Annotated in this window: 22 protein-coding genes, 1 tRNA gene and 1 riboswitch; of the genes, 10 read left to right on the top strand and 13 right to left on the bottom strand. The window is 68.3% G+C overall.

Features of this window, described 5'->3' with window-relative positions:
- Positions 1-204: 204 nt before the first annotated feature.
- Positions 205-840, bottom strand: coding sequence for a helix-turn-helix domain-containing protein (locus ACK3BB_RS04245; protein WP_428927488.1), 636 nt, complete (start codon positions 838-840; stop codon positions 205-207).
- 122 nt (positions 841-962) lie between these two features.
- Here ACK3BB_RS04245 and ACK3BB_RS04240 point away from each other — a divergent pair, with 122 nt between their 5' ends.
- Genes ACK3BB_RS04240 through ACK3BB_RS04230 form a run of 3 tightly spaced genes read left to right on the top strand, consistent with a single transcriptional unit; the run spans position 963 to position 2,468 of the window.
- Positions 963-1,172, top strand: coding sequence for a hypothetical protein (locus ACK3BB_RS04240; protein WP_428927487.1), 210 nt, complete (start codon positions 963-965; stop codon positions 1,170-1,172).
- 10 nt (positions 1,173-1,182) lie between these two features.
- The gene (locus ACK3BB_RS04235; protein ID WP_158965043.1) at positions 1,183-1,356 is read left to right on the top strand and encodes a hypothetical protein; all 174 of its coding nucleotides are present in this window, start codon (positions 1,183-1,185) and stop codon (positions 1,354-1,356) included.
- Positions 1,341-2,468, top strand: a complete 1,128-nt coding sequence (locus tag ACK3BB_RS04230; protein WP_428927486.1) for a tyrosine-type recombinase/integrase — start codon at positions 1,341-1,343, stop codon at positions 2,466-2,468. The genes ACK3BB_RS04235 and ACK3BB_RS04230 overlap by 16 nt, the downstream gene beginning before the upstream one ends.
- Before the next feature lie 7 nt (positions 2,469-2,475).
- On the opposite strand, the gene ACK3BB_RS04225 is transcribed toward ACK3BB_RS04230, so the two are convergent.
- Positions 2,476-2,551 (bottom strand) — tRNA-Lys (locus tag ACK3BB_RS04225).
- A 115-nt stretch (positions 2,552-2,666) separates the two neighbouring features.
- Between ACK3BB_RS04225 and ACK3BB_RS04220 the strand changes: the two genes are divergently transcribed.
- The 4 genes from ACK3BB_RS04220 (at position 2,667) to ACK3BB_RS04205 (ending at position 7,126) form a co-directional block, all read left to right on the top strand.
- A complete protein-coding gene (locus tag ACK3BB_RS04220; RefSeq protein ID WP_428927485.1) occupies positions 2,667-4,268 on the top strand; it encodes a PAN domain-containing protein in 1,602 nt (533 codons plus the stop codon).
- A gap of 77 nt (positions 4,269-4,345) precedes the next feature.
- Positions 4,346-5,212, top strand: a complete 867-nt coding sequence (dapF, locus tag ACK3BB_RS04215; protein WP_428927484.1) for a diaminopimelate epimerase — start codon at positions 4,346-4,348, stop codon at positions 5,210-5,212.
- Positions 5,209-6,477, top strand: coding sequence for a tRNA (N(6)-L-threonylcarbamoyladenosine(37)-C(2))-methylthiotransferase MtaB (gene mtaB, locus ACK3BB_RS04210; RefSeq protein ID WP_428927483.1), 1,269 nt, complete (start codon positions 5,209-5,211; stop codon positions 6,475-6,477). The genes dapF and mtaB overlap by 4 nt, the downstream gene beginning before the upstream one ends.
- Before the next feature lie 370 nt (positions 6,478-6,847).
- On the top strand, positions 6,848-7,126 hold the full coding sequence (locus ACK3BB_RS04205) for a hypothetical protein (protein WP_428927482.1): 279 nt from the start codon (positions 6,848-6,850) through the stop codon (positions 7,124-7,126).
- Positions 7,127-7,388: 262 nt separating this feature from the next.
- Here ACK3BB_RS04205 and ACK3BB_RS04200 read toward each other — a convergent pair whose 3' ends face one another.
- The 10 genes from ACK3BB_RS04200 to ACK3BB_RS04155 all read right to left on the bottom strand — a co-directional run bounded on the left by ACK3BB_RS04200 (position 7,389) and on the right by ACK3BB_RS04155 (position 17,421).
- A complete protein-coding gene (locus ACK3BB_RS04200) occupies positions 7,389-8,201 on the bottom strand; it encodes a cytochrome c1 (RefSeq protein ID WP_428927481.1) in 813 nt (270 codons plus the stop codon).
- Positions 8,202-8,220: 19 nt separating this feature from the next.
- A complete protein-coding gene (petB, locus tag ACK3BB_RS04195; RefSeq protein ID WP_428927480.1) occupies positions 8,221-9,570 on the bottom strand; it encodes a cytochrome b in 1,350 nt (449 codons plus the stop codon).
- Positions 9,571-9,581: 11 nt separating this feature from the next.
- Positions 9,582-10,160, bottom strand: a complete 579-nt coding sequence (gene petA / locus ACK3BB_RS04190; RefSeq protein ID WP_428927479.1) for a ubiquinol-cytochrome c reductase iron-sulfur subunit — start codon at positions 10,158-10,160, stop codon at positions 9,582-9,584.
- A 157-nt stretch (positions 10,161-10,317) separates the two neighbouring features.
- Positions 10,318-12,090, bottom strand: coding sequence for a hypothetical protein (locus tag ACK3BB_RS04185; protein ID WP_428927478.1), 1,773 nt, complete (start codon positions 12,088-12,090; stop codon positions 10,318-10,320).
- 3 nt (positions 12,091-12,093) lie between these two features.
- A complete protein-coding gene (locus ACK3BB_RS04180) occupies positions 12,094-12,702 on the bottom strand; it encodes a glutathione S-transferase (protein WP_428927477.1) in 609 nt (202 codons plus the stop codon).
- Positions 12,703-12,900: 198 nt separating this feature from the next.
- Complete coding sequence (locus ACK3BB_RS04175; RefSeq protein ID WP_428927476.1) at positions 12,901-13,521, bottom strand: FMN-binding negative transcriptional regulator; 621 nt, start codon at positions 13,519-13,521, stop codon at positions 12,901-12,903.
- An 8-nt stretch (positions 13,522-13,529) separates the two neighbouring features.
- Positions 13,530-14,231 carry an ATP-binding cassette domain-containing protein gene (locus tag ACK3BB_RS04170; protein ID WP_428927475.1) on the bottom strand — a complete coding sequence of 234 codons (702 nt, stop codon included), beginning with the start codon at positions 14,229-14,231 and terminating at the stop codon, positions 13,530-13,532.
- Complete coding sequence (locus ACK3BB_RS04165) at positions 14,218-15,774, bottom strand: thiamine/thiamine pyrophosphate ABC transporter permease ThiP (protein ID WP_428927474.1); 1,557 nt, start codon at positions 15,772-15,774, stop codon at positions 14,218-14,220. Before ACK3BB_RS04165 ends, ACK3BB_RS04170 begins: the two co-directional genes overlap by 14 nt.
- The gene (thiB, locus tag ACK3BB_RS04160) at positions 15,750-16,748 is read right to left on the bottom strand and encodes a thiamine ABC transporter substrate binding subunit (protein ID WP_428927473.1); all 999 of its coding nucleotides are present in this window, start codon (positions 16,746-16,748) and stop codon (positions 15,750-15,752) included. The genes ACK3BB_RS04165 and thiB overlap by 25 nt, the downstream gene beginning before the upstream one ends.
- Positions 16,749-16,784: 36 nt before the next feature.
- A riboswitch (TPP riboswitch) is annotated at positions 16,785-16,884 on the bottom strand.
- A 123-nt stretch (positions 16,885-17,007) separates the two neighbouring features.
- Entirely contained in the window at positions 17,008-17,421 is a 414-nt protein-coding gene (locus ACK3BB_RS04155; protein WP_428927472.1) for a cupin domain-containing protein, read from the bottom strand.
- A gap of 121 nt (positions 17,422-17,542) precedes the next feature.
- Between ACK3BB_RS04155 and aroC the strand changes: the two genes are divergently transcribed.
- From aroC to cobO, 3 genes are all read left to right on the top strand, one after another.
- Positions 17,543-18,643 carry a chorismate synthase gene (gene aroC, locus ACK3BB_RS04150; protein WP_428927471.1) on the top strand — a complete coding sequence of 367 codons (1,101 nt, stop codon included), beginning with the start codon at positions 17,543-17,545 and terminating at the stop codon, positions 18,641-18,643.
- 355 nt (positions 18,644-18,998) lie between these two features.
- The gene (locus ACK3BB_RS04145) at positions 18,999-19,937 is read left to right on the top strand and encodes a DMT family transporter (RefSeq protein WP_428927470.1); all 939 of its coding nucleotides are present in this window, start codon (positions 18,999-19,001) and stop codon (positions 19,935-19,937) included.
- 35 nt (positions 19,938-19,972) lie between these two features.
- The gene (gene cobO / locus ACK3BB_RS04140; RefSeq protein ID WP_428927469.1) at positions 19,973-20,572 is read left to right on the top strand and encodes a cob(I)yrinic acid a,c-diamide adenosyltransferase; all 600 of its coding nucleotides are present in this window, start codon (positions 19,973-19,975) and stop codon (positions 20,570-20,572) included.
- Between the two features lie 212 nt (positions 20,573-20,784).
- Here the strand turns inward: cobO and ACK3BB_RS04135 are convergent, their stop codons facing one another.
- Positions 20,785-22,347 (bottom strand): alkaline phosphatase D family protein, encoded by a 1,563-nt coding sequence (locus tag ACK3BB_RS04135; RefSeq protein WP_428927468.1) that lies wholly within the window; start codon positions 22,345-22,347, stop codon positions 20,785-20,787.
- Between the last annotated feature and the right edge of the window lie 246 nt (positions 22,348-22,593).

Below are 22,593 nucleotides of genomic sequence, written 5' to 3'. Positions count from 1 at the left end.
TCCAAGATCTGTGGACGTTGAGTTCGCGCGTGCAGAGAAGGTGCCGAAATCGCCATTGTCAGCACGTGCCGTTACGCTGCGGCTTACCCGGGTCATCGCATAAAGCTGAGAACGGGCGTAGACAAAGCTAGGAACGAGGTGGACGGCAAGCCGGGCGAGTCTAATTCTGGGGCGAGATCACCTCACAATTGCGGTTCCAGAAACCTACCGCGGAGACCTGCGCCCTTCCAGACCCTCATCGACGTGCTTCTGCCAAGCCTCCTCATCCCGCTTGTACTGCTCGTACTGATCTTCCCCGTACGCCTTGGCGTCAGGCGGCGCCGGGATGTTCTCCGGATGGAATTTGTACACCATCTCGCTCGCGACCACCTCATCGACCAGGCGCTTGTCGATCGTGAGCCCGCGCTCCTGCGCATAGCCGATCGTTTCATTGATGATCTTCTCCTGCCTCGAAAGGGGGATGCCCTTGTAGTCGGTCAGGAGAACGCGAAGCATCCAGATCGTCGTGGACACGACCCGCTCGTACCCCTCGCTTGACGGGCGGCCGGTCAGGATCTCGTTCAGATCAACCCCGGTGTACATGTTGAGGCGAACCAGCGCCTCGGTCGGGATCGATCGCTTCCCGCTTTCATAGGCGTAGTAGCTCCGTGGCGTGATATCCATCATCTCCGCCATCTCGGTCTTGGTGAAGCCGCGCTTCTTCCTGAAGCGTTCGAGGTTGGCGTGGGGCTCCACCGCGAGCGCGGCCGCCAGGGCCTCCTCCTGGCTTCGGGCTTCCTCCTCTTCCTCGAAACCACGGGCATACTCGTCTGGGTCTTCCGGGGTGAATTTGAACGCCATTGTCACGGCCTCGCAGGATAGGAACAATCGTTCCGGCAATTGTGCCCGAAAAAAGAAAGCCTGTGAAGCCGTGCATTTGGCTGGTAGCATCAGCCCGACAGCGTATGAAACCGGAGGCACCGATGTCGGAACTCTTGATGGAAGGGAAAACCCCGGAGAACTGGGCGAAGCAGTTGCTCGAGCACGGTGTGCGGGTGTCGCCGCGCCTCCTCCGCACGAGGGCGCGCGAGACCGGCAACTACTACCAAATTGGCAACCTGATGCTCCTGTCTCCGGAGCAGATCGAGGCACTGCTGATGCCGGGGCGGCCCCAGGCTGACCAGAGAGCCTGAGGAGGCGAAGATGGCGGCAGAGAAGGCACGCATCACGCAATCCGAGCTGACCCGATACCTGAAGGCGTATCGGGATGCCGGGATCCCCATCGGGCGTTCGGAGATCAGCCGCGACGGCACCGTCGTCATCTACACGGCCACGCCGAAGGCGCAGGAGGAGGACAACCCTTGGGATCAGGCCTGAAACGCAGCCGCCAGCATCCCGGCGCGACCTCCTATTTCGACCGGCACGGCAAGCGCCGCTGGCGCTTTCGCAAGGACGGCTTCTCGGCCGAGCTCGGATCGGATTACGGCTCCGAGGATTTCATCCGGCGATACGAGGCTGCGCTGGAGGGGCATCGGACGCGCGGAGGCGTTGGCGTCGGCCGCGCGAAACCCGGCAGTGTCGGGCTGCTCGTCTCGAAATGGTACCGGTCGCAGGACTTCCTGGCGCTCGAGGCCTCGACACAGCGCGTTTACCGCGGTGTGGTCGAGAGCTTTCGCCAGCAGCACGGCGACAAGCCCGTGCACCTGATCCAGCTCCGTCATGTGCAGGACCTTCTGGCTGCCAAGGCGGACACGCCTGCAGCGGCCAACAACCTGCGCAAGAGGCTGATCCAGCTTCTGGACTACGCGATCACGCTGGGATGGCGGACAGATAACCCGGCACGCGCCACGAAGCCCTACAAGGTCGCCACGGAGGGCTTCCACACCTGGACCGAGGCGGAGATCGCAAAGTTCATCCAGACGCATCCTGAGGGCACCGAGGCGCACAGGGTGATGACGCTGATGACCTACACCGGTGCGGCCCGCGTGGATGCGGTGCAGCTTGGACCCTGGAACATCAAGGATGGGCGGTTTCAGTACCGTCGCCAGAAGACGAAGAAGACCAACGGGCGCCTGATCTCGATTCCCGTGCATCCGGACCTGGCGGCGGTCCTGGCCAAGCTGCCGACTGACCGGCCCTACATCTCCACGAGGCGCGGTACGGCGCGTACACCGGCCGGCCTGGGCAATCTCATGCAGCGCTGGACCCGGGAGGCGGATTTGCCCGCCTGCTCTTCTCACGGCCTGCGGAAGGCCTGTGCGCGGCGACTCGCGGAGGCCGGAGCGACCACGAACCAGATCGCGTCGGTGACGGGCCACAAGACGCTGGCGCTTGTACAGCACTACACGGCTGCGGCAGAACGCGAAGGATTGGCTGATTCAGCTTTCGAGAAGCTGCTCGCACGTCCAAATGGAGAACAAAACCTGGCGAACCTTCCTGATTGGTTCGCCAATATCGACACCAAGTCCCTTAAAGGAAAGGAAAACTGATGTTCAGTGGTGAGCCGTGCAGGATTCGAACCTGCGACCCACTGATTAAAAGTCAGTTGCTCTACCAACTGAGCTAACGGCCCACAGTGTGGGGGGCTAACTAACGGCGCTGCAGGGAGGCGTCAAGAGGCCATTTATGGACTTTCGCCCAAATTCACGCCACGGTAACCAAAAGAAAAAACGGGCAGTGGGGCAAGGATGAAAAGATACCTGCAGCGCATGTGGGGTCTGGCGGCCGTCGGGCTATGGGTGGCCGGGGCCGCCACCGCCGGAACGCTGGATCAGACCGATGGCACCTTCTGCGACTGGCGCCTCTCCGGCCCGGTGGCCGAAGGCGATCTGCAGGCCGTGTCGGGCATGGCCACCGATCCCGGCGGCACGACCCTGTGCCTGGACAGCAATGGCGGCGACCTGGTCGAGGGGCTGGCCATCCTGTCCAACGTCCGCAACCGCAACATCCGCACCCGGGTCCTGCCCGGCCAGACCTGCACCGGGGCCTGTGCCCTGATCTTCCTGGGCGGGGCCACCGTCGACGGGGCCGGGCTGGTGCGCTTTCCCCACCGCGAGATCTGGGCCGGAGCGCGGCTGGGCTTTTCCGGGGCCGGGCGCAGCATCGACCGGGCGCTGGACGTGGTTGAAGGGCTGTTTGCCATCAAGGTCACCGAGGAACAGGGCCACCGACTGCTCGAAGACCATCTCTTCCTGCAGATCCTGCGTCACCGGGGCGCCGAGCCCTATGTCATCGACACCGTGGGCGATGCCTACCTGTCCAACATCCCGGTCATGGGCGTGGCCGCGCCCGCGCGGATCGAGCCGCGCCATGTCGTCAACATCTGCGATGCGGTCTACCTGCGCCACCGGCTGCACGATGGCACCGCCGGGCCGCTGGATACCGATTTCATGAGCACCGCCCATTCCATCTCGAACCTGCGGCGCAACCGAATCGCCCCGGTCCAGGGCGCGGTGGCCCGCGACGGTGATGTCGTCCAGGGCTATGCCGGACCCTATTGGGCCGGGTCGAAATACTGGAAGCGGGAATGTTACGTCACCATCCGCCCGGCGGACGTGGCGGCCTATGGCGGCGAGAACGCGGCGCTGGGGATCACCGGCATCGCCGTCGAGTTCCGCGATTACGGCGGCCAGGATCGCGACACCGCAACCTTCGATCCCGTGGCCTGGCAGGCGCCGACGCGCCTGGTGGGCGCCTATGACGTGCCGCCGCTGCTGATGTATCCCTTCCATGCCCGGCTGGACGACCTGCCCGTCTCGCCCGATGCCGCCGCCGCCCGGGCCGAGGGCGGACCCGCCCTGCCCCCGCCGCCCCCGGGATTCGCCCGGTTCGACGGCATGGACATGGCCGGCGGCGATCTCGGCCGCGAGGCGGCCGGCAACGGCGAGGCCTGCATGGCCATCTGCAAGGCCACGCCGGGCTGCGACGGGGCCACGTTCGACCGCTGGAACGGCATCTGCTTCCTCAAGGACGTGTCGCGCAGCACCCGCGCCCTGTCGGCCCATCCGAAATCCGATCTCTACGTCTCGGGCAGCCAGATCGACGGGCTGCAACGGGCGGCGACCGAACCGGTCATCCTGCGCCGGCCGGGCAAGGGCTTTTTCGACCGCCCGGCCTTCTATTTCCAGGGCCGCAGCTTCGACGATTGCGCCGACAAGTGCCTGGGATCGGACACCTGCCATGCCTTCAACTTCGTGGCCGAGACCGGGGCCTGCCAGGTCTTTGAACGGCCGGGCGAATATTTCGACCGGGCGGGCAGCGAGGCCGGGCTGAAGATGCAGCCGCTCTGAGAAACGCGCCGTCACAAGCGGTCGGGCCGTCAACCGGCCCGATCAAAGAACTGGAACAGCAGCGCGCGGGGGTCTATATGCCCGCCATGCGCGACACCACCGGTTGGACCTTCATGAAGATGCACGGGCTCGGCAACGATTTCGTTGTCGTGGACGGCCGTGCGCGGGCCTTCGACATGACGCCGGCCCTGGCCACGGCCCTGGCCGACCGTCATCGCGGGGTCGGCTTCGACCAGCTGGCCGTGATCACCGCGCCCGCGGATGGCACCGGTGAAGGCACCAATGACGGGGCCGATGCCCACCTGACCTTCTACAATGCCGACGGCTCGCTGTCGGCCGCCTGTGGCAATGCCACGCGCTGCATCGCCCGGCACATCATGGACGGCACCGGCCGGCGCGCCTTGCGCCTGACCACCGATCGCGGCGTGCTGCTGGCCGAGGATGCCGGCAACGGGCTGACCTCGATCAACATGGGCCCGCCCCAGCTGGACTGGGCCGAGATCCCCCTGGCCCACGAAATGGACACCCTGCACCTGCCGATCGACGGCGATCCGGTGGCCACGGGCATGGGCAACCCCCATTGCACCTTCTTCGTCGAGGATGCCGAGGCCGTCGACCTGGCCAGCTTTGGCCCGGCCCACGAACATCACCCGCTCTATCCCCTGCGCACCAATGTCCAGGTCGCCCAGGTCATCGGGCCCGACCGCATCCGCATGCGCGTCTGGGAACGGGGCACGGGCATCACCCTGGCCTCGGGCTCGTCGTCCTGCGCCACCGGCGTGGCCGCCGCCCGCCGGGGCCTGACCGGCCGCAAGGTCGAGATCGTGCTGGACGGCGGCACGCTGACCATCGACTGGCGCGCGGACGGCGTGTGGATGACCGGCGGCACGGCCCATGTCTTTGACGGCGTGCTGACCGAAGCCTTCCTGGAGGCCCTGGCATGAGCGTGCCCAAGTTCACCACCCTGGGCTGCCGCCTGAACGCCTATGAGACCGAGGCTATGAAGGCCCTGGCCGAAGAGGCCGGCGTGAGCAATGCCGTGGTGGTCAACACCTGCGCCGTGACCTCGGAAGCCGTGCGCAAGGCCCGCCAGGAAATCCGCCGGCTGCGCCGCGAGAACCCCGGCGCCCACCTGATCGTCACCGGCTGTGCCGCCCAGACCGAGCCCGAGACCTTTGCCGCCATGGCCGAGGTCGACAGCGTGATCGGCAACACCGAGAAAATGACCCCCGACACCTGGAAGGGCATGGCCGCCGGGATGGCCGGGGATTTCATCGGCGAGACCGAGAAGGTCCAGGTCGACGACATCATGTCGGTCACCGAGACCGCCGGCCACCTGATCGACGGCTTCGGCACCCGTGCCCGGGCCTATGTCCAGGTCCAGAACGGCTGCGACCACCGCTGCACCTTCTGCATCATCCCCTATGGCCGGGGCAATTCGCGCTCGGTCCCGGCGGGGGTGATCGTCGACCAGATCAAGCGGCTGGTCCAGAAAGGCTATAACGAGATCGTCCTGACCGGCGTCGACCTGACCTCATGGGGCGCCGACCTGCCCGGCACGCCGCGGCTGGGCGACCTGGTGATGCGTATCCTGCGGCTGGTGCCCGACCTGCCCCGCCTGCGCATCTCGTCCATCGATTCGATCGAGGCCGACGACAACCTGATGCTGGCCATCGCCACCGAACAGCGGCTGATGCCCCACCTGCACCTGTCGTTGCAACATGGCGACGACCTGATCCTCAAGCGCATGAAACGCCGCCACCTGCGCGACGATGCCATTGCCTTTTGCGAAGAGGCCCGGCGGCTGCGGCCCGACATGACCTTTGGCGCCGACATCATCGCCGGCTTCCCGACCGAGACCGAGGCCCAGTTCGACAATTCGCTGCGGCTGGTCTCGGAATGCGACCTGACCTGGCTGCATGTCTTTCCCTATTCGCCGCGCCCGGGCACCCCGGCCGCGCGGATGCCCCAGGTCGATGGCCGGGCGATCAAGGCCCGGGCCGCCGCCCTGCGCGCCGCGGGCGACAAGCAGGTGCGCAAGCACCTGGAGGCCCAGGTCGGCCAGAGCCACGACATCCTGATGGAAGGCCCCAACCGCGGGCGCACCCGGCAATTCGCCGAGGTGGTCTTTGACACCGACCACACCGCCGGCGAGATGCTGACGGCGCGCATCTCGGGCCATGACAAGAGCTGTCTCATCGCCGCCTGACCCGGCCCTGACAGCCCCTTCTGGCCTAGCTCCTGACAGCCCCTTCCGGCCCCTGACAGCGTCTCACTGCGACGGCCCTGCGCCCCCCTGACGGGCCTCCTGACAGCCCACGTGCCGGCCCCTGGCGCCTTGCTTGCGGACGCGCTCTTGTCTGCCCTGCAACCCGCCATTTGCCCCGCGCAGAACCCGCATGACACCCGCGCCCGGGCCGGCCGTGTCCGGCGCCCTTGACCCGGGCTTTTCACATCGAAAACCCGGCGCCCCCGATTTTTTCCAAAAATTCCAGACATGTGACGCGCTTCACAGACCCGGCGGCCGGGCCGGGCTTAACTGATCCCAGTTGTTACAAGGAAAAAGTTGGGAACAGATCATGAGTGGGATGCCAGGTAATTACGAAGACGCCGTCGCCCGTTTCGAGGCCCTCAAACAGCACGAGGAAATGTGCCGCATCAAGCTGGACAGCCTCAACCGCATGCTGCACCGGCTCAGCCCCAGCGACCACCTGTTCGGCGGGGTTCTGCGGTCGATCTCGAAATGGTCCAACGAACAGATACGGACCCATGACGACATGTGGGCCGCGCTGGCCGAGATGAACCGCTGTTCGCAGGCCAACTCGCCCGAACGTCCGCGCATTCACGCGATCAAGTAGGGCCCGGCATCGCATGGCCGACGGTTACCTTCTGATGACCGCGCTGTGGTGGGTCTCGTTACGGGCCCGCCACCAGTGGCAGGATCTGCGCCGCCCGCTGTCCCGGGCCGGACGCGCAGGGTGACCCGGGGCCGGTGGCCGCGCCCTGCCTCGCGCGGTCACCACCAAAGCCGAAGGGCGTGAGAGGTTGCCCTCTCACGCCCTTTCATTGTCTCGGCATCCACGTCCCGGCCCCTTGCGGGGACCGGTCCGGCACCACCGGTCAGTGGACTTCCTTGCCCTTGATCGGCGCCCAGATGCGCTTGTTGGTCAGGTAGAGCAGGACCGACAGGATCGCCAGGAAGATCACCCCGGTCAGGCCGGCCTGCTTGCGCGCGGCCAGTTTCGGCTCGGCCGCCCACATCAGGAAGGCCGCGACGTCCTCGGCTTCGTGGTGCAGGTCGTTGGCATGGCCGTCGGCAAATTCGACGTCCTCGCCATAGAGCGGCGGGGCCATGCCGATCCAGCCGCCCGGGAAGGCGGTGTTCTCGTAGAGCGTCACGCCGGCCTCGACCTTTTCCTCGCCGGTGTAGCTGGTCAGCACGCCGACGATGTATTCCGGCCCGCCGATGCCCTTGAAGAACTGGTTGATCCCCAGCCCGTAAGGCCCGTGGAACCCGGCCCGGGCCTTGGCCATCAGGCTGAGGTCCGGCGCGCCGAGCGAGTCGTTGGCCGGGAAGTGATCCGTGGGCGTCAGCCCGCGCAGCTCGCCTTCGGCCGCATCGTAGAGATGCATGTTGGCGCCTTCGTCGAGCACCGCGAATTCCGCGGCATAGGCCCGGACCTGATCCTCGGGGATGCCCGGCCCGCCCTCGTCGGACAGGGTGCGGAAGGGCACGAACTTGAGCCCGTGACAGCCCGCGCAGACCTCGGTGTAAAGCTGCAGGCCGCGCTGCAGCTGGTTCTGGTCATAGGTGCCGAACGGCCCGTCGAAGGAAAAGCGCACGTTTTCGATATGCCCGCCCTCCGAACCGGCCGCGATTGCGGCCAGGGGCGAAAGGGCCAGGGTGGCGCCGATAAGAAGCGTTCTGAACATTTTACCTTGTCCTTGTCTCTTATTCGGCCGGGGTGGCCTCGGGGGCCGCACCATCGGTGCCGGCTGCCTTGGGATAATGGGCGTTGAAATCGTCCTCGATCGTCGCCGGCTGCGCATCCGGTTTCTCCAGCACGCCCAGCAGCGGCAGGATCACCAGGAAGTAGGCGAACCAGTAGGTCGCGCCCAGCAGCGAGATGCCGGAATACGGCGGCTCGGCCGGCATGGCGCCACACCACATCAGGACGATGAAGTCGATGACCAGCAGGTAGAACCACCATTTGAACATCGGACGATAGCGGCCCGACCGCACCGACGACGTGTCGAGCCAGGGCGCCAGGGCCATGACGGCGATGGCGCCGAACATGGCCAGCACGCCGAAGAACTTGGCGTCGATGATGCCGCCGGTCAGGACGTTGACGATCTGCACCAGCCAGACATCGGCCGTGAAGGCCCGCAGGATGGCGTAGAAGGGCAGGAAGTACCATTCCGGCACGATATGGGCCGGCGTGGCCAGCGGGTTGGCCTCGATGTAGTTGTCGGGGTGGCCCAGGTAGTTGGGCATGAACCCGACGATGGCAAAGAAGATCACCAGCACGATCGACAGGCCGACGAGGTCCTTGATGACGAAATAGGGCCAGAAGGGCAGCGTGTCCTTCTTGGCTTCTTCCTTGGACCCCTTGCGGACATCGACACCCGTGGGGTTGTTGTTGCCCGTCGAGTGGAAGGCCCAGATGTGCACGATGACCAGGCCCGCGATGACGAAAGGCAGCAGGTAGTGCAGCGAGAAGAAGCGGTTCAGCGTGGCGTTGTCCACGGCCGGGCCGCCCAGCAGCCAGGTCTGGATCGATTCACCGATGAACGGGATGGCTCCGAACAGCCCGGTGATCACCGTGGCCCCCCAGAACGACATCTGGCCCCAGGGCAGGACGTAGCCCATGAAGGCCGTGCCCATCATCATCAGGTAGATGAGCATGCCGACGATCCAGGTGATCTCGCGCGGGGCCTTGTAGGACCCGTAGAACAGGCCGCGGAAGATGTGGATGTAGACGGCGACAAAGAACAGCGAGGCGCCGTTGGCATGCAGGTAGCGCAGCATGAAGCCGCCGTTGACGTCGCGCATGATGTGCTCGACGCTGGCAAAGGCCAGGTCGACATGCGGCGTGTAATGCATCACCAGGACGATGCCGGTGACGATCTGCAGCGCCAGGCAGAAGGCCAGGACGATGCCCCAGATCCACCACCAGTTCAGGTTCTTGGGCGTGGGGATCATCAGCGTGTCATAGATCAGGCCAATGATCGGCAGTCGGCTTTCGACCCACTTCTCGCCCTTGGTTTTCGGCTCGTAATGATCGTGCGGAATTCCGGACATGACTGGCTTCCTTATCCGAGTTGGATCGTCGATTCGTCGACGAAGGCGGCGACCGGAACCGGCAGGTTCTCGGGGGCGGGTCCGCGGCGGATACGGCCGGCGGTGTCATAGTGGGATCCGTGGCAGGGGCAGAACCAGCCGCCGAAATCGCCGGCACCATCGCCCAGGGGCACACAGCCCAGGTGGGTGCACACGCCCATCATGACCAGCCATTCCTCGGCGTTCTCGTCGCCGGGCTGAGGCAGGGCACGGTTGGCGTCGGTGGCTTCCGCCCCGACCGAGATATTGGCGTTGCGCGCGTCGGGGTCCGGCAGGTCGGTGATCGGCACGTCACGGGCGGCGTCGATCTCGTCCTGGGTGCGGCGGCGGATAAACACCGGTTTGCCCAGCCACTTTACCGTGATTTGCGTTCCCGGCTCGACACCCGATATGTCGACCATGATCGACGACAGGGCCTGGACATCGGCCGAGGGATTCATCTGGTTGACCAGCGGCCAGATGGCCGCGCCCGCGACCACTGCACCGGCGCCGGCCGTCGTGTAATAGAGAAAGTCTCTCCGGGAGCCTTCGTGATCATCTGCGTGGGACACTGGCCTTCGTCTCCGATTTCAGCTCCCCGGACCCGGGGGCGGTTCACCTCTCGCCACGCAGCAGGGGCATGGCGCCTCAACGCGGTTGCATAATGCCGCAGACCGCTTACGTCCAGCGGTCATAGGCGCGCAGTCCGGCCGCGGTGGCCGAGATACGTCACTTTGCGGACAGGTCCGCGTCGACCAAGCCGTGCACGTCCAGACGGGCTGCGTCAAGTTCGGCAACGATATCAGCGCGCAGCGTCTCGCGTGACAATGCCTCTTCGAGCTTCTTGAGCAGAAAGTCGGTACCCACGCCCACGGCCAGCCCGCCGATCGCCCCGCCGATCAGGGCTCCGGCCGCCGTGCCCAGCCCCGGCACGACCGAGCCCAGCAGCCCGCCCGCCGCCGCGCCCGCCCCGGCCCCGGCGGTGCCCCCGATGCCCTTGGACGCCGCGACCTTGACGGCCGCCTTGGCCGCTACCTTGGTCACGCCCTTGGCACCCAGCTTGGCCACCACCGCCCCGGTCAGCGCCCCGGCCACCCCGGCGGTGCCGCCCGACACGGCCAGCCGGGTCTTCAGCCCCTCGCCCACCGCTCCGGCGATGCCGATCCCGTCCAGCCCCAGCAGCACCGGCGCCTCGGCCCGGCCGGTCACGGCCAGCGGCTGGCCCGGCACGACATCGACCCGCCGGGCCTCGGCCATCCCTGCCAGCTCGCGGGCCAGGTCCGGGCGCAGCGCCGCGTCGACGGTCTCCAGCCCGGCCAGCGCCTCTTCGAGCCCGGCAAAGGGCGCGCCCCGGCCGAGGAAATCGCTCATCCGCCCGGCCAGGTAGCTTTCGAAATCACCGGCCAGCAGGTGGCCGATCTGGGCATATTCGGCGGGCAGCGAGTAATACCAGTCGAGGAAGGGATCGACATTGGCCGTCATCGCGTCGAACCCGGCGTCGATCTCGGCATGCAGCAGGTCGCGGGCCCCGGGCGCGGCCTCGACCTGGGCCTCGATCCGCCGGCCGGTGATCTCGGCAATGGTGCCCGGGGCAAAGTACCGGCCGCCGATCTCCTCGACCTGGGTGACAAAGACCTCGGACGGGCGGTCCTGGCGGGGCATGCCGCGCAGGGTGGCCTCGGCCAGGGCCAGGGCCGGGACATAGACAAAGGCCAGCAGGATCGTGACCAGGGCGGCGGTCCAGCCCAGGGCCACCGGCCCGGGGGCCGGAGCGCCCACCGGCGCAAGGGCGCGGGCCAGGGCGGCGCGGGTCAGCAGGAAGGCCGCGGCCAGCCCGGCGCCGGTCCCGGCCAGGGCCAGCACCCCCAGCGCCGAGACGATCCCCGCGGCCAGCCGGCCCCAATCGCCCAGAACGGCCAGCTGGCCCAGGGCGAAATCCTCCAGCAATTGCCATTGCGCGCCCAGCAGCATGGCCTGTTCGACCAGCGCGCTGCGATAGGGCCCGGCGGGCATGACCGGCGCGCCGCCCTGGCCGCGCAGGACCAGGTAGGCCACCAGCCCGGCCAGTGCCCCGATGACCCACCCGGCCCGGATGCGCGCGCCGGTCCGGAAGGCCTCGGCGATCTGGCCGCCGGCCAGCGCATCCCAGGCCCGCGCGCCCAGCGGCACGGCCAGGGCCGCAACGCCAAGCGCCGCCCATTCGGCCAGGCCCTGCCCGGCCAGGCGCACCAGCAGGATCAGTGCCAGGACCAGCGCAACCACCAGCTGGACCGCCACCCGCAGCACCGGGCCCGACAGCCGCCGAAAGGCCCAGCCCCCGGGGTCGAGCACCTGCAAGCGCCGCAACCGCCGCATCGCCGCGCCATGGGCGCCGACCAGCGTCAGCGGCATGGCCGTGACCAGCGCGGCCAGGCCAAATGCCCAGGCGCCAAGCCCCTGCATGACTTGGGTAAATCCCCACAGCGCGGCCAGCAGCACCCCTGCGCCGAGCGCCGCGCGCATGGCTCAGCCCTGCGGCTGCGTGGCCACCATCGACGCCCGGGCGGCAAAGGTTTCGTACCAGGCATCCAGCGCCGGCCGGCCCTCGCGCCAGTTGCGATCGGCATGGCGGAAATCCAGGTAGCCCAGGGCGCAGCCCACGGCGATCTGGCCGATGTCCAGCGCGCCGTGCAGATGCGGCATCCAACGGTCTTCCAGCGCGGTCAGCGCCCGGTCGACCTTGCCCCATTGCGCCTCGACCCAGGGGGCATATTGCATGTCGTCCGGCCGGATGCGGCCTTCATAGACCATCAGGACGGCGGCTTCGGTCAGCCCGTCGGCCGTGGCTTCCAGCGTCAGCTGGTCCCACCGCCCGGCCCCGGTGTGATACAACCGCCCGCCCGAACGGTCGTCGAGATAGGCACAGATCACCCGGCTGTCATAGATCGCCGGCCCGTCCTCGCGCTCCAGAGCGGGGATCTTGGACAGCGGGTTCTTGGGGATCAGCTGGTCCGACGGCGCGGTTGCGGTGACCTTGACCGGCACCAGCTCGACATCCGCGATCTGGCCGGTTTCGTGCAGCACGACCAGGACCTTGCGCACGAAGGGCGACGCGGGGGATTGATAGAGTTTCATGGGGGGCTCCGTCCTCTTTGATCGCGACCCTAGCGCCTTTCCCCTGCCACGCAAGCGCCCTTGCCCGGGGACGGCGCCCGCTTGCCGGCGAACGGCCGGATATTTGGAAAGAGAAAGAAGCAGCAGACCGCGCCCCTGCTTCTTTCTCTTCATAAATATCCCATCCGACAGAAGCCCCGGGGCGGCACCGCCGGGCCGTCATACCCCCCGCATCAAGGCGGCCAGCACGCGCGGGTCGGAGCCGAACCCGTAGGCATCCATCTGGTCCGCCGCGCCGTCACGGGCGGCTGCCGTCTTGTTCTGGGTCAGCTTCCAGGTGCCGTCCACATCGTCGATCCACAGCCGCACCGGCAGGATCATCCGCATCAGCCGGTCCAGCGCCTCGGGCGTCATCTTGTCGGTGGTCCAGGGCGGTTTCGGGCGCAGCCGGTCCTCGTAGAAGGCCGACTGGCGGTCGAGCAGGGGCCGCAGCTCCGTGACAGGCAGCAGTTCCAGCTGCCCGGTGAGATGGACGGCGACGTAGTTCCACGTCGGGACCTGGTCCTCGATCCCGTACCAATCGGGCGAGACATAGGAATCCGGGCCCGACACCGCCAGCCGCGCGGTCTGCGGGCCGGCCTTCAGCGCCCGGGCGATGGGGTTCGACCGCACGAGATGCAGCTCGGCCATGCGCGCCTCGGCATCCAGCAGAAAGGGCACATGGCTGAGCATCGGCGCTTCCGGGCCGGCAGCGCAGGCCAGCACGCCAAAGGCGCGCTCGCGGGCCCAGGCCAGGTTCTGGTCCGCATCGGCTGTGTGGTAGACGGGGTTCGGATGCATCTCGGGCCTCAGCTGGATTGCGCCAGGTAGTCCTGCAACGGCTTGGGCGGCTTGTCCAGCAGGGCCGCGGTCGGCACCGGCGGCGCGGCCCGGCCTTCGGCGACCAGGATGGCGTCGTCGGCAATGCGCCGGGCATCCCGGGGATCATGGGTGATCATCAGCACGCTGGCCCCCTGCGCCCGGGCCAGGTCGGCCACCAGGTCGAGCATGTCGGCCTTCAGCGCCGGGCCGAGCGCGGCAAAGGGTTCGTCCAGCAGGATCAGCGGGCGATCCTGCACCAGGATTCGGGCCAGCGCCGCCCGGCTCTGCTGGCCACCCGACAGCGTGCCCGGCAGGCGGTCGCCCAGCCCGCCGAGCCCGACGCGGGCCAGCGCCTCCTCGACCCGGGCGCGCAGCGGGCCGGTCAGCCGGCCGCGCGGGTCCTGCCCCAGCGCCACGTTGCGCGCGATGCCCAGGTGGGGGAAGAGATTGCCATCCTGGAACAACATGGCCACCGGCCGCCGGCCCGGTGCCAGCTTGGCGATGTCCTCCCCGGCCCAGCGGATCCGCCCGCCGGCCGGGGGCAGGAAGCCGGCGATGGTGTTCAGCAGGGTCGACTTGCCCGCCCCCGACGGCCCGATCACCGCCACGATCCGCCCCGGGGCCACGGCCAGGTCGGCCGACAGCCGGAACCCCCCGGCCTCGCAGGTCAGCGCCTCAAGCGACAGCATGGGCACGCCCCTTGTGATCACAAATCCAGAACGCCCCGAAGGCCAGCAGCATCAGCAACAGCGACGCCCCCGCCGCGGCATCCATCCGGTAGGCGCCCATCAGGCGGTAGATCTGCAGGGGCAACGTGGCCTCCTCGTGGTTGGCAAAAAGCGCGATGACCCCCAGGTCGCCCAGCGACAGGGCCATGCCCAGCCCGGCGGCAAAGCCCAGCTGGGGAGCCAGGCGGGGCAGCAGGACCAGGCGGAAGAACGGCCCGCGCCCCATGTCCAGCTGGGCGCCCAGCCGGCCGTGATCGGCCACCACCGACCGCGCCGCCGGCACCAGGATGCGCAGCACGAAGGGCAGCGCCATGGCCGCGTTGACCAGCGCCGTGACCGGCAGGGCCAGCGCCGCCGGATCGGCCAGCGGATAGAGCAGGATGAACAGGCCCGTCCCCAGCGCCAGCGGCGACACCGCCAGCCCCAGCAGCCCGGCCATGTCGACCCAGCGGTGCCGCCCGCCCGCCAGGGCGGCCACCATGGGCAGGGCGAGCAGCGCGAGCACGGCAAGGCTGAGCGCGGCAACGCCGAGCGAGGTCAGCGCCGCGCGCCAGACCGATGGCGGAAGGGCCGCAAGGCCCGCCGCGCCCCGGGCCGCGACAGCGGCCATCGGCACGACAAGGAACAGCGCGGCCAGCACGATCAGCGCCGCGTCAGCGGCGCGCAGGTGCCAGGCCCCGGCGTCCCAGCGTTGGACCGTCCGGTCCAGCCCGGCGCCAAACCCTTCGCCCGCCGACAGGCGCAGCGCCAGCGCCGCCGCGCCCAGGGTCAGCAGGATCTGGACGCAGGCCAGGAAGGCCGCCCGCCCGAGATCGAAATCGAACTGGAACGCCTGGTAGATCGCCAGCTCGACCGTTGTCGCCCGCGGCCCACCGCCCAGGGTCAGCGCCACGGCAAAGCTGGTCAGGCAGATGCCGAAGATCACCGCAAAGGCCCCCGGCGCGATACGCCGCAGCATCGGCCATTCCAGGAACCGCCGGATCTCGGCCGGGCCAAGGCCCAGCTGGGCGGCCAGGCGGAACCGCTCCGCCGGGATCTCGGCCCAGCCCTGCAGGATCAGCCGCGTGGCCAGCGGCAGGTTGAAGAACACATGGGCCAGGACAACGCCGTGAAACCCGTAGATCTGCACCGGCGGCAGGCCCAGAAGGCCAAGCCCGGCATTGACCCAGCCCGACCGCCCGAACACCGTCAGCAGGCCCAGCACGGCCACGATGACCGGCAGCAGGAACGGCGCGCCCAGCAAGGTGACCAGCAGGCCCCGGCCGGGAAAGCGCCGGCGGGCCAGCGCCCGGGCCAGCGGCACGGCCAGCGCCAGGCTGACCGCCGCCGAGACCAGGGCCTGGACCAGGGTGAAGCGCAGCGCGGCCCAGTCGGCCGGCCCGGGCGCCGCCGCGCCCCCGGCCCGCCAGGCCACGGCCGCCAGCGCGCCGCAGACCAGCAGCGCGACCAGCCCGGCGGCGGCAAACCCGGCGCCCGGCCTTACCGGCTGAGCGCGGTCAGCCATTCGGCCAGGGCCTCGTCACGCAGGGCCGGAACCTCGCCCACGGGCACCAGCAGCGCCTCGCCGGGCACCACCAGCGTGTCGAACCCGGCGGGCAGGCCCTCGGCCGGGATCACCGCCGGATACATCCAGTTGGTCGTGGGAATCGCGCCCTGGAAAGCCGGGCCGACCATGAAATCGAGGAAGGCATCGGCCAGCTCTGGCTGGTCGCTGTTGGCCAGCTTGCCGGCCACTTCGACCTGCAGGTAATGGCCTTCGTCAAAGGGTGCCGTGGTCTTGGTGTCGTCATCCTCGGCGATCACGTGATAGGCCGGCGAGGTCGTGTAGGACAGCACCATGTCGGCCTCGCCCTCGAGGAACAGCCCATAGGCCTCGGACCAGCCCTTGGTCACGGTGACGATGTTGTCGGCCAGCCCCTCCCAGATCGCCGGGGCCTCGTCGCCATAGGCCGCCTTGACCCACATCAGCAGGCCCAGCCCCGGGGTCGACGACCGGGGATCCTGGATGACGATGGTCAGGTCGCTGTCGGCCAGGGCGCGGAAATCGGTCGGCGCGGCGGTCGCGCGATCGTGGACAAAGGCGAAATACCCCCAGTCGTAGGGCACGAATTCGGCATCGTCCCAGGCGACGGGCAGGTCATAGGCCACGTCGACGCCATGGGGCGCGAACAGCCCGGTCTCGCGGGCCGCGGCCACCAGGTTGCTGTCGAGGCCCAGCACGACGTCGGCTTCGGACCGCGGGCCTTCCAGACGCAGGCGGGCCAGCAGGGCGGCGCCGTCGCCGACGCCCACCAGGGTCAGGTCGCAGGCGCAGGTCTCTTCGAAGGCCGCTTCGATCACCGGGCCGGGGCCCCATTCGGACACGAAGCTGTCGTAGGTATAGACGATCAGTTCGGGCGTGTCGGCCAGGGCGGCCGTGCCGAACAGAAGTCCCGCTGCAATTGTGAGATGTGACGTGCGGACAAGGGGCGGTGTCATTGGCATCCTCCGATTGCGGCGACAGGGCAAGGATGAATGGCTGACCATGACCTTCCCTCCGCCGGTATGAGCCGGTTCAGGTTCAACGGGTTCGCATGATGCATCTCAGCCCGACCGGGCACCCCGAGGTGGCCACCTTGGTAATCGCTGGCCGGCGGGCTGGCAAGCCGGCCCTTGGGCTGGCTGTTCGGGCTCGGTTGCGCTCACCCCGGCCGGGTCGGGCGCCGGCGATCACCGGGCGGCAATCACCCGGCGCGGATCACTCGGCATAGTCATAGACCGGCTGCCCCTTGTCGACGACATGCACGGTCATGACGACCACCTCATCCTCGCCGGCCGCGGTCAGCCCGCCATGCAGCTGGCCCCGGGGAAAGAACAGGTAGCCGCCGGGTTCAAAGGCAATGGTCCGGCCGTCCCTGGTTGTCATCGGCCCGCCCTTGACGACATAGACATGTTCGTCGCCCGGATGGGTGTGCAGGCGCAGGTAGGCCCCGGGCATCATGCGCAGTTCCGACACGATGGTTTCGGTCTCGGTCGCGGTCTCGCTGCGCCCCAGCTCGGCGCGGGTCATCGGCGCCTCGGCCCGGGCCGGGGTGGCCGGCGCCATGGCCAGGCTCAGGGTCAGGCTCAGCGGCAGGACAAGGGACGGGATCAGGCAGGTGGGACGGACCATCGGGGCTCTCCTCGGCTGTGGCCGGGCCAGACTAGCCGATTTCCCGGCGATTCCCGACAGAGAAGCTTTCCCCCGGGCACGCCCTGCGCTAGACCCCCGCGCACCAAGCAGGAGCCGGCCCATGTCGATGAACACATTCGGACATCTCTTCCGCGTGACCACCTGGGGCGAAAGCCACGGGCCGGCCCTGGGCGCCACGGTCGATGGCTGCCCGCCGGGCGTGGCCCTGGATGCGGCCATGCTGCAGCACTGGCTGGACCGGCGCAAACCCGGCCAGAACAAGTACACCACCCAGCGCCGCGAACCGGACGAGGTGCGGATCCTGTCGGGCGTCTTCGAAGGCCGGACGACGGGCACGTCGATCCAGCTGATGATCGAGAACACCGACCAGCGATCGAAGGATTACGGCGACATCGCCGAGAAATTCCGGCCCGGCCATGCCGACATCACCTATTGGCAGAAATACGGCATCCGCGATTACCGCGGCGGCGGGCGGTCTTCGGCCCGTGAAACCGCGGCCCGCGTGGCCGCCGGCGGGGTGGCCCGGGCGGCGCTGGCCGCGCTGGCCCCGGATCTGAAGATCACGGGCTACATGGTCCAGATGGGCCCCCGCGGGATCGACCGCGACCGGTTCGACTGGGCCGAGATCGAGCGCAACCCGTTCTGGACCCCCGATGCCGGGGCGGCGGCCGACTGGGCCGATTACCTCGACACCCTGCGCAAGGACGGCAATTCGGTCGGCGCGGTGATCGAGGTCACGGTCTCGGGCGCGCCGGCGGGCCTGGGCGCCCCGATCTATGCCAAGCTCGACACCGACCTGGCGGCGGCGATGATGTCGATCAACGCCGTGAAAGGCGTGGAAATCGGCGAGGGCATGGCCGCGGCGGCACTGACGGGCGTCGACAATGCCGACGAGATCCTGCCGGGCAATGACGGGCCGATCTACACGTCGAACCATGCCGGGGGCATCCTGGGCGGGATTTCGACGGGCCAGGACATCGTCCTGCGCTTTGCGGTCAAGCCGACCTCGTCGATCCTGACCACCCGGCGGACGATCACCAAGTCGGGTGAACCGGCGGAAATCGTGACCAAGGGCCGGCACGATCCCTGCGTCGGCATCCGCGCCGTGCCGGTGGGCGAGGCCATGGCCGCCTGTGTCATGCTCGACCACCTGCTGCTGGATCGCGGCCAGACCGGCGGCCTGCGCGGCCCCATCGGCTGACCGGCCCACCGCCGGTCGCCCCGAACGGGCACCGCGCCCCACCACCGTCTGCCCGGCCGTCACCCTGACCGGCCGCCACTTTGCGCATCAGGCCTGACACGGCCCCGCGCCCGGCCACCGGGAGCCACCGGACGAACACCTGCACCGGGCGCACGCTTCGGCCCAACACCGCACCACGCCACACCGAACCGAACCGAACCGCACCGCACCGAACGGACACCGTCCGCTCTCGGCCCACCACCGCGCACGCCAACCCGACACCGCGCACCCTCCTGCCCGACACTGCCGCACACCCGCCCCACCCCGGGCGCGCAACGGCTTGCCCTCGCCCCGCGAAAGGCGCAGAGGTGGAGCCATGAAGCCCCCCACGACCCATTCCGCCCCCGGCCTCGCGGTCCTGCTCAAGATCACCTCGGTCGCGCTCTTCACGGCCATGGCCGCGCTGGTCAAGGTCGTGACCGAAACCGTGCCGGCGGGCGAAGCCGTGTTCTTCCGGTCTCTTCTGGCCCTGCCGGTCATCGTCATCTGGATCTGGCAGAAAGGCGAGCTGCGCGAAGCCCTCGTGCCCCGCAACACCCTGGGCCACGTCTGGCGGGGCCTGTTCGGCACGGCGGCCATGGCCTCGAATTTCGCCGCCCTCGGCCTGCTGCCCCTGCCCGAGGTCACGGCCATCGGCTATGCCGCCCCGATCTTCACGATCATCTTCGCCGTGCTCCTCCTGGGCGAACGCATCCGCTTCATCCGCATCACGGCCGTCATCCTGGGCCTTGTCGGCGTGCTGATCGTCGCCTGGCCGCGCCTGTCGCTGCGCCCCGATGAAATCACCTCGGGCGTGCGCCTGGGCGTGGCCTTCGTGCTGGCCTCCTGCGTGCTGCGCGCCCTGGTCCAGATCCACATCCGCACCCTGGTCAAGACCGAACATACCGCGGCCATCGTCTTCTATTTCTCGCTGACCTCGGCCACCCTGTCGCTCTTCACCATCCCCTTCGGCTGGGTCATGCCCGACCCGCTGACCCTGTTCCTGCTCTGCATGACCGGCATCCTCGGCGGCATCGCCCAGATCCTGGTCACCTCGGCCTACCGCTTCGGCGCCGCCTCGATGCTTGCGCCCTACGATTATGCCTCGCTGATCTTCGCCATCACCATCGGCTATGTCTTCTTCAGCGAAGTGCCCACGCTCTACATGCTGCTCGGCGCCCTGCTGGTCATCGCCGGCAACGTCCTGGTGCTCTGGCGCGAACGCCAGCTCGGCCTGATCAACGACCGCGCCCGCGCGGCCCGCCAACGCGACTGACCGACCCCGCAACCGACCCAACCGGAGGAGCCCCGATGTCCGAAACAGACACCCACAAGGAAAAGATGCAGAAGGTCCAGGCCGAACACCGCGACAAGGTGGCCAAGGCCGCCGATCCCGGCCGCGGGCTGATCCTGGTCCATACCGGCAAGGGCAAGGGCAAATCGTCCTCGGCCTTCGGCGTGCTCGTCCGCGCGCTCGGCTGGGGCCAGTCGGTGGCCGTCGTGCAATTCATCAAGGGCAAGTGGATCACCGGCGAACGGCGGTTCTTCGACAAGCTCGGAGGCGTCACCTGGCACACGATGGGCGAAGGCTTCACCTGGGACACCCAGGACCGCGACCGCGACATCGCCGCCGCCCGCGCCGCCTTCGACAAGGCCTGCGCGCTGATGGCCAGCGGCGATTACGACCTCGTCCTGCTCGACGAGATCAACATCGCCATGCGCTACGATTACCTGTCGACCGACGACGTCCTGAAAGGTCTCGCCGCCCGACATGACCGCACCAGCGTCATCCTGACCGGCCGCGATGCCAAGCCCGCGCTCTGCGAGGCCGCCGACCTGGTCAGCGAGATCGAAGCCGTCAAGCACCCGTTCGACGCCGGCATCAAGGCCCAACGCGGCATCGACTTCTAGGCTCCCAGCCAGGCAAACCGCCCCGGCCCGCGCCCCTCGGCCCGCCGCCCCGTACCGGCGTCGGGCCTGCGCGCCGCCCTGCTGCTTCTTTCTCTTCTCAAATATCCGGCCGTCCACCAGCCATCCGGAACCGTCCCCGGGCAAGGGCAACGGCCCCGCTGCCGCCCGCGCCCCGTCCCCGGGCCGCGGGCCATGTCGTCACGTGCCGCGGATCAGACCTGCGGATCCAGCGTGATCTTCCACAGCTCGACATCGTCGCGGTCCATCAGCCGCACGGTCATCTGCTGGGTCGCCCCGTCGATATCCACCAGCCCGAAGAACTGCAGACCCTCGGTCGGTGACAGGTTCTGGCCCTGCCCTTCTTCCGGCGCCTTCACGAACTTGACTTCCGGCCCAAAGGTCATGTCCAGCCCGTTCGGCCCGAAGGTCCCGGCATGCAGCGGGCCCGACACGAATTCCCAGAACGGCTCGAAATCCTGAAAGGCCGCCTTGTCCGGGTTGTAGTAATGCGCCGCCGTGTAATGCACGTCGGCCGTGAACCACACCGTGTTGCGGATGTCCGCCGCCTTGATGAACCGCAGCAGCTCGGCGAATTCCAGCTCGCGGCCCCGGGCCGCGCCGTTGTCGCCATTGGCCACGGCCTCGGCCCCGGCCTGCTCGGCCCAGTTGTCCCAGACCACCACGCCGATCGGCATGTCGCAGGCAATGACCTTCCAGGTCGCCGTCGAATTGACCAGCTCGCGCTTGAGCCAATCCATCTGCGCGCGGCCCAGCACCTGGCTGTCGGCCGTGATCGTCTCTTCCATGGCCGGGCCGTTGGGCCCGCGATAGGACCGCAGGTCCAGGAAGAACACGTCGACCATCGGGCCATAGGCGATCTTGCGATAGACCCGGCCCGGCTCGGCCGGCTGGTAGCGGATCGGCGTCAGCTCGTGGAAGGCCCGCGCCGCCCGGGCGGCCAGCACATGCACCGATTTCTCGGTGTAGCGGTCATCGCCGGTCAGGTCCTTGGACGCCGACCAGTTGTTCACCACCTCGTGGTCGTCCCATTGATAGAACGTCGGGCAGACGGCATTCATCGCCCGCACATGTTCGTCCATCATGTTGTATTTCCACTGGCCCCTGTATTCTTCCAGCGTTTCCGCCACCTTGCGCTTTTCGGGGATCAGCACGGCGTTCTTCCAGACCACCTCGCCGGCGGCATTGATCACCTCGTCCTGCATCGGCCCGTCAGCATAGATCGTGTCGCCGGAATGGATGAAGAAATCGGGCTTGTGCTGGGCCATGGTCGCATAGGTCTTCATGCCCGTCTCGTCGATGCCCCAGCCCTGGCCGGCGGTGTCACCCGACCAGGCAAAGCGCACGTCCCGGCGCGAGGCCGGCGCGGTGCGGAACTGGCCCACGACCGGCTCGGACGTGGCCTTCATGTCGTCCAGGTCGGCGGCCACGAAGCGGTAAAAGATATCCTGGTCCGACGGCAGCCCCTCGACCAGGCGCTTGACGGCGAAATCGGTCTGAGGCGTGGCGGTCAGCGGCGCCAGCTGGCGGGCATTGGCAAAGCTCTCGGTGGTCGAGACTTCCATCATCACCTGCGCGGGCCGGTCGGTGCGGGTCCAGATCATGCCCGACATCGTGTCCACGTCGCCCGACTGGACCCCGTGGCTGAAGACGGGCCGGGCCTGGGCGCGGCTGATCGCGGGCATGGCAAGGCCGGCGGCAAAGGCGGTGCCACCGGCCAGCACGGCACGGCGGGAGGGGCGGAGAAGCTTGGTCATGGCTGGGGGTGTCCCGGTTGCTGGCCCATGGCGGGCGATTCGAACGTGCCACGTTGAACACCCCCAGCATGACGGCTGGTCGTCAGCCCGGTAACGGTTCCGTCAATCTTGTGTAAACGACTGTGCCCAACGGCACGATTGCCCGGCCCCGCCGCCCGGGTCCGCTCACCCGGGTCCTTGGCCGCGCCCCGCACTGCTCAGCCGGCCCCGCGCATCCGTCCCCCGGCATCCAGCCCAGCCCTCGCG

Source organism: Marinibacterium sp. SX1 (assembly GCF_050389775.1).
Taxonomy (GTDB): Bacteria; Pseudomonadota; Alphaproteobacteria; order Rhodobacterales; family Rhodobacteraceae; genus Marinibacterium.
The sequence above is the reverse complement of the archived record's forward strand: the minus strand, read 5'-3'. Positions and strand labels throughout refer to the sequence as shown.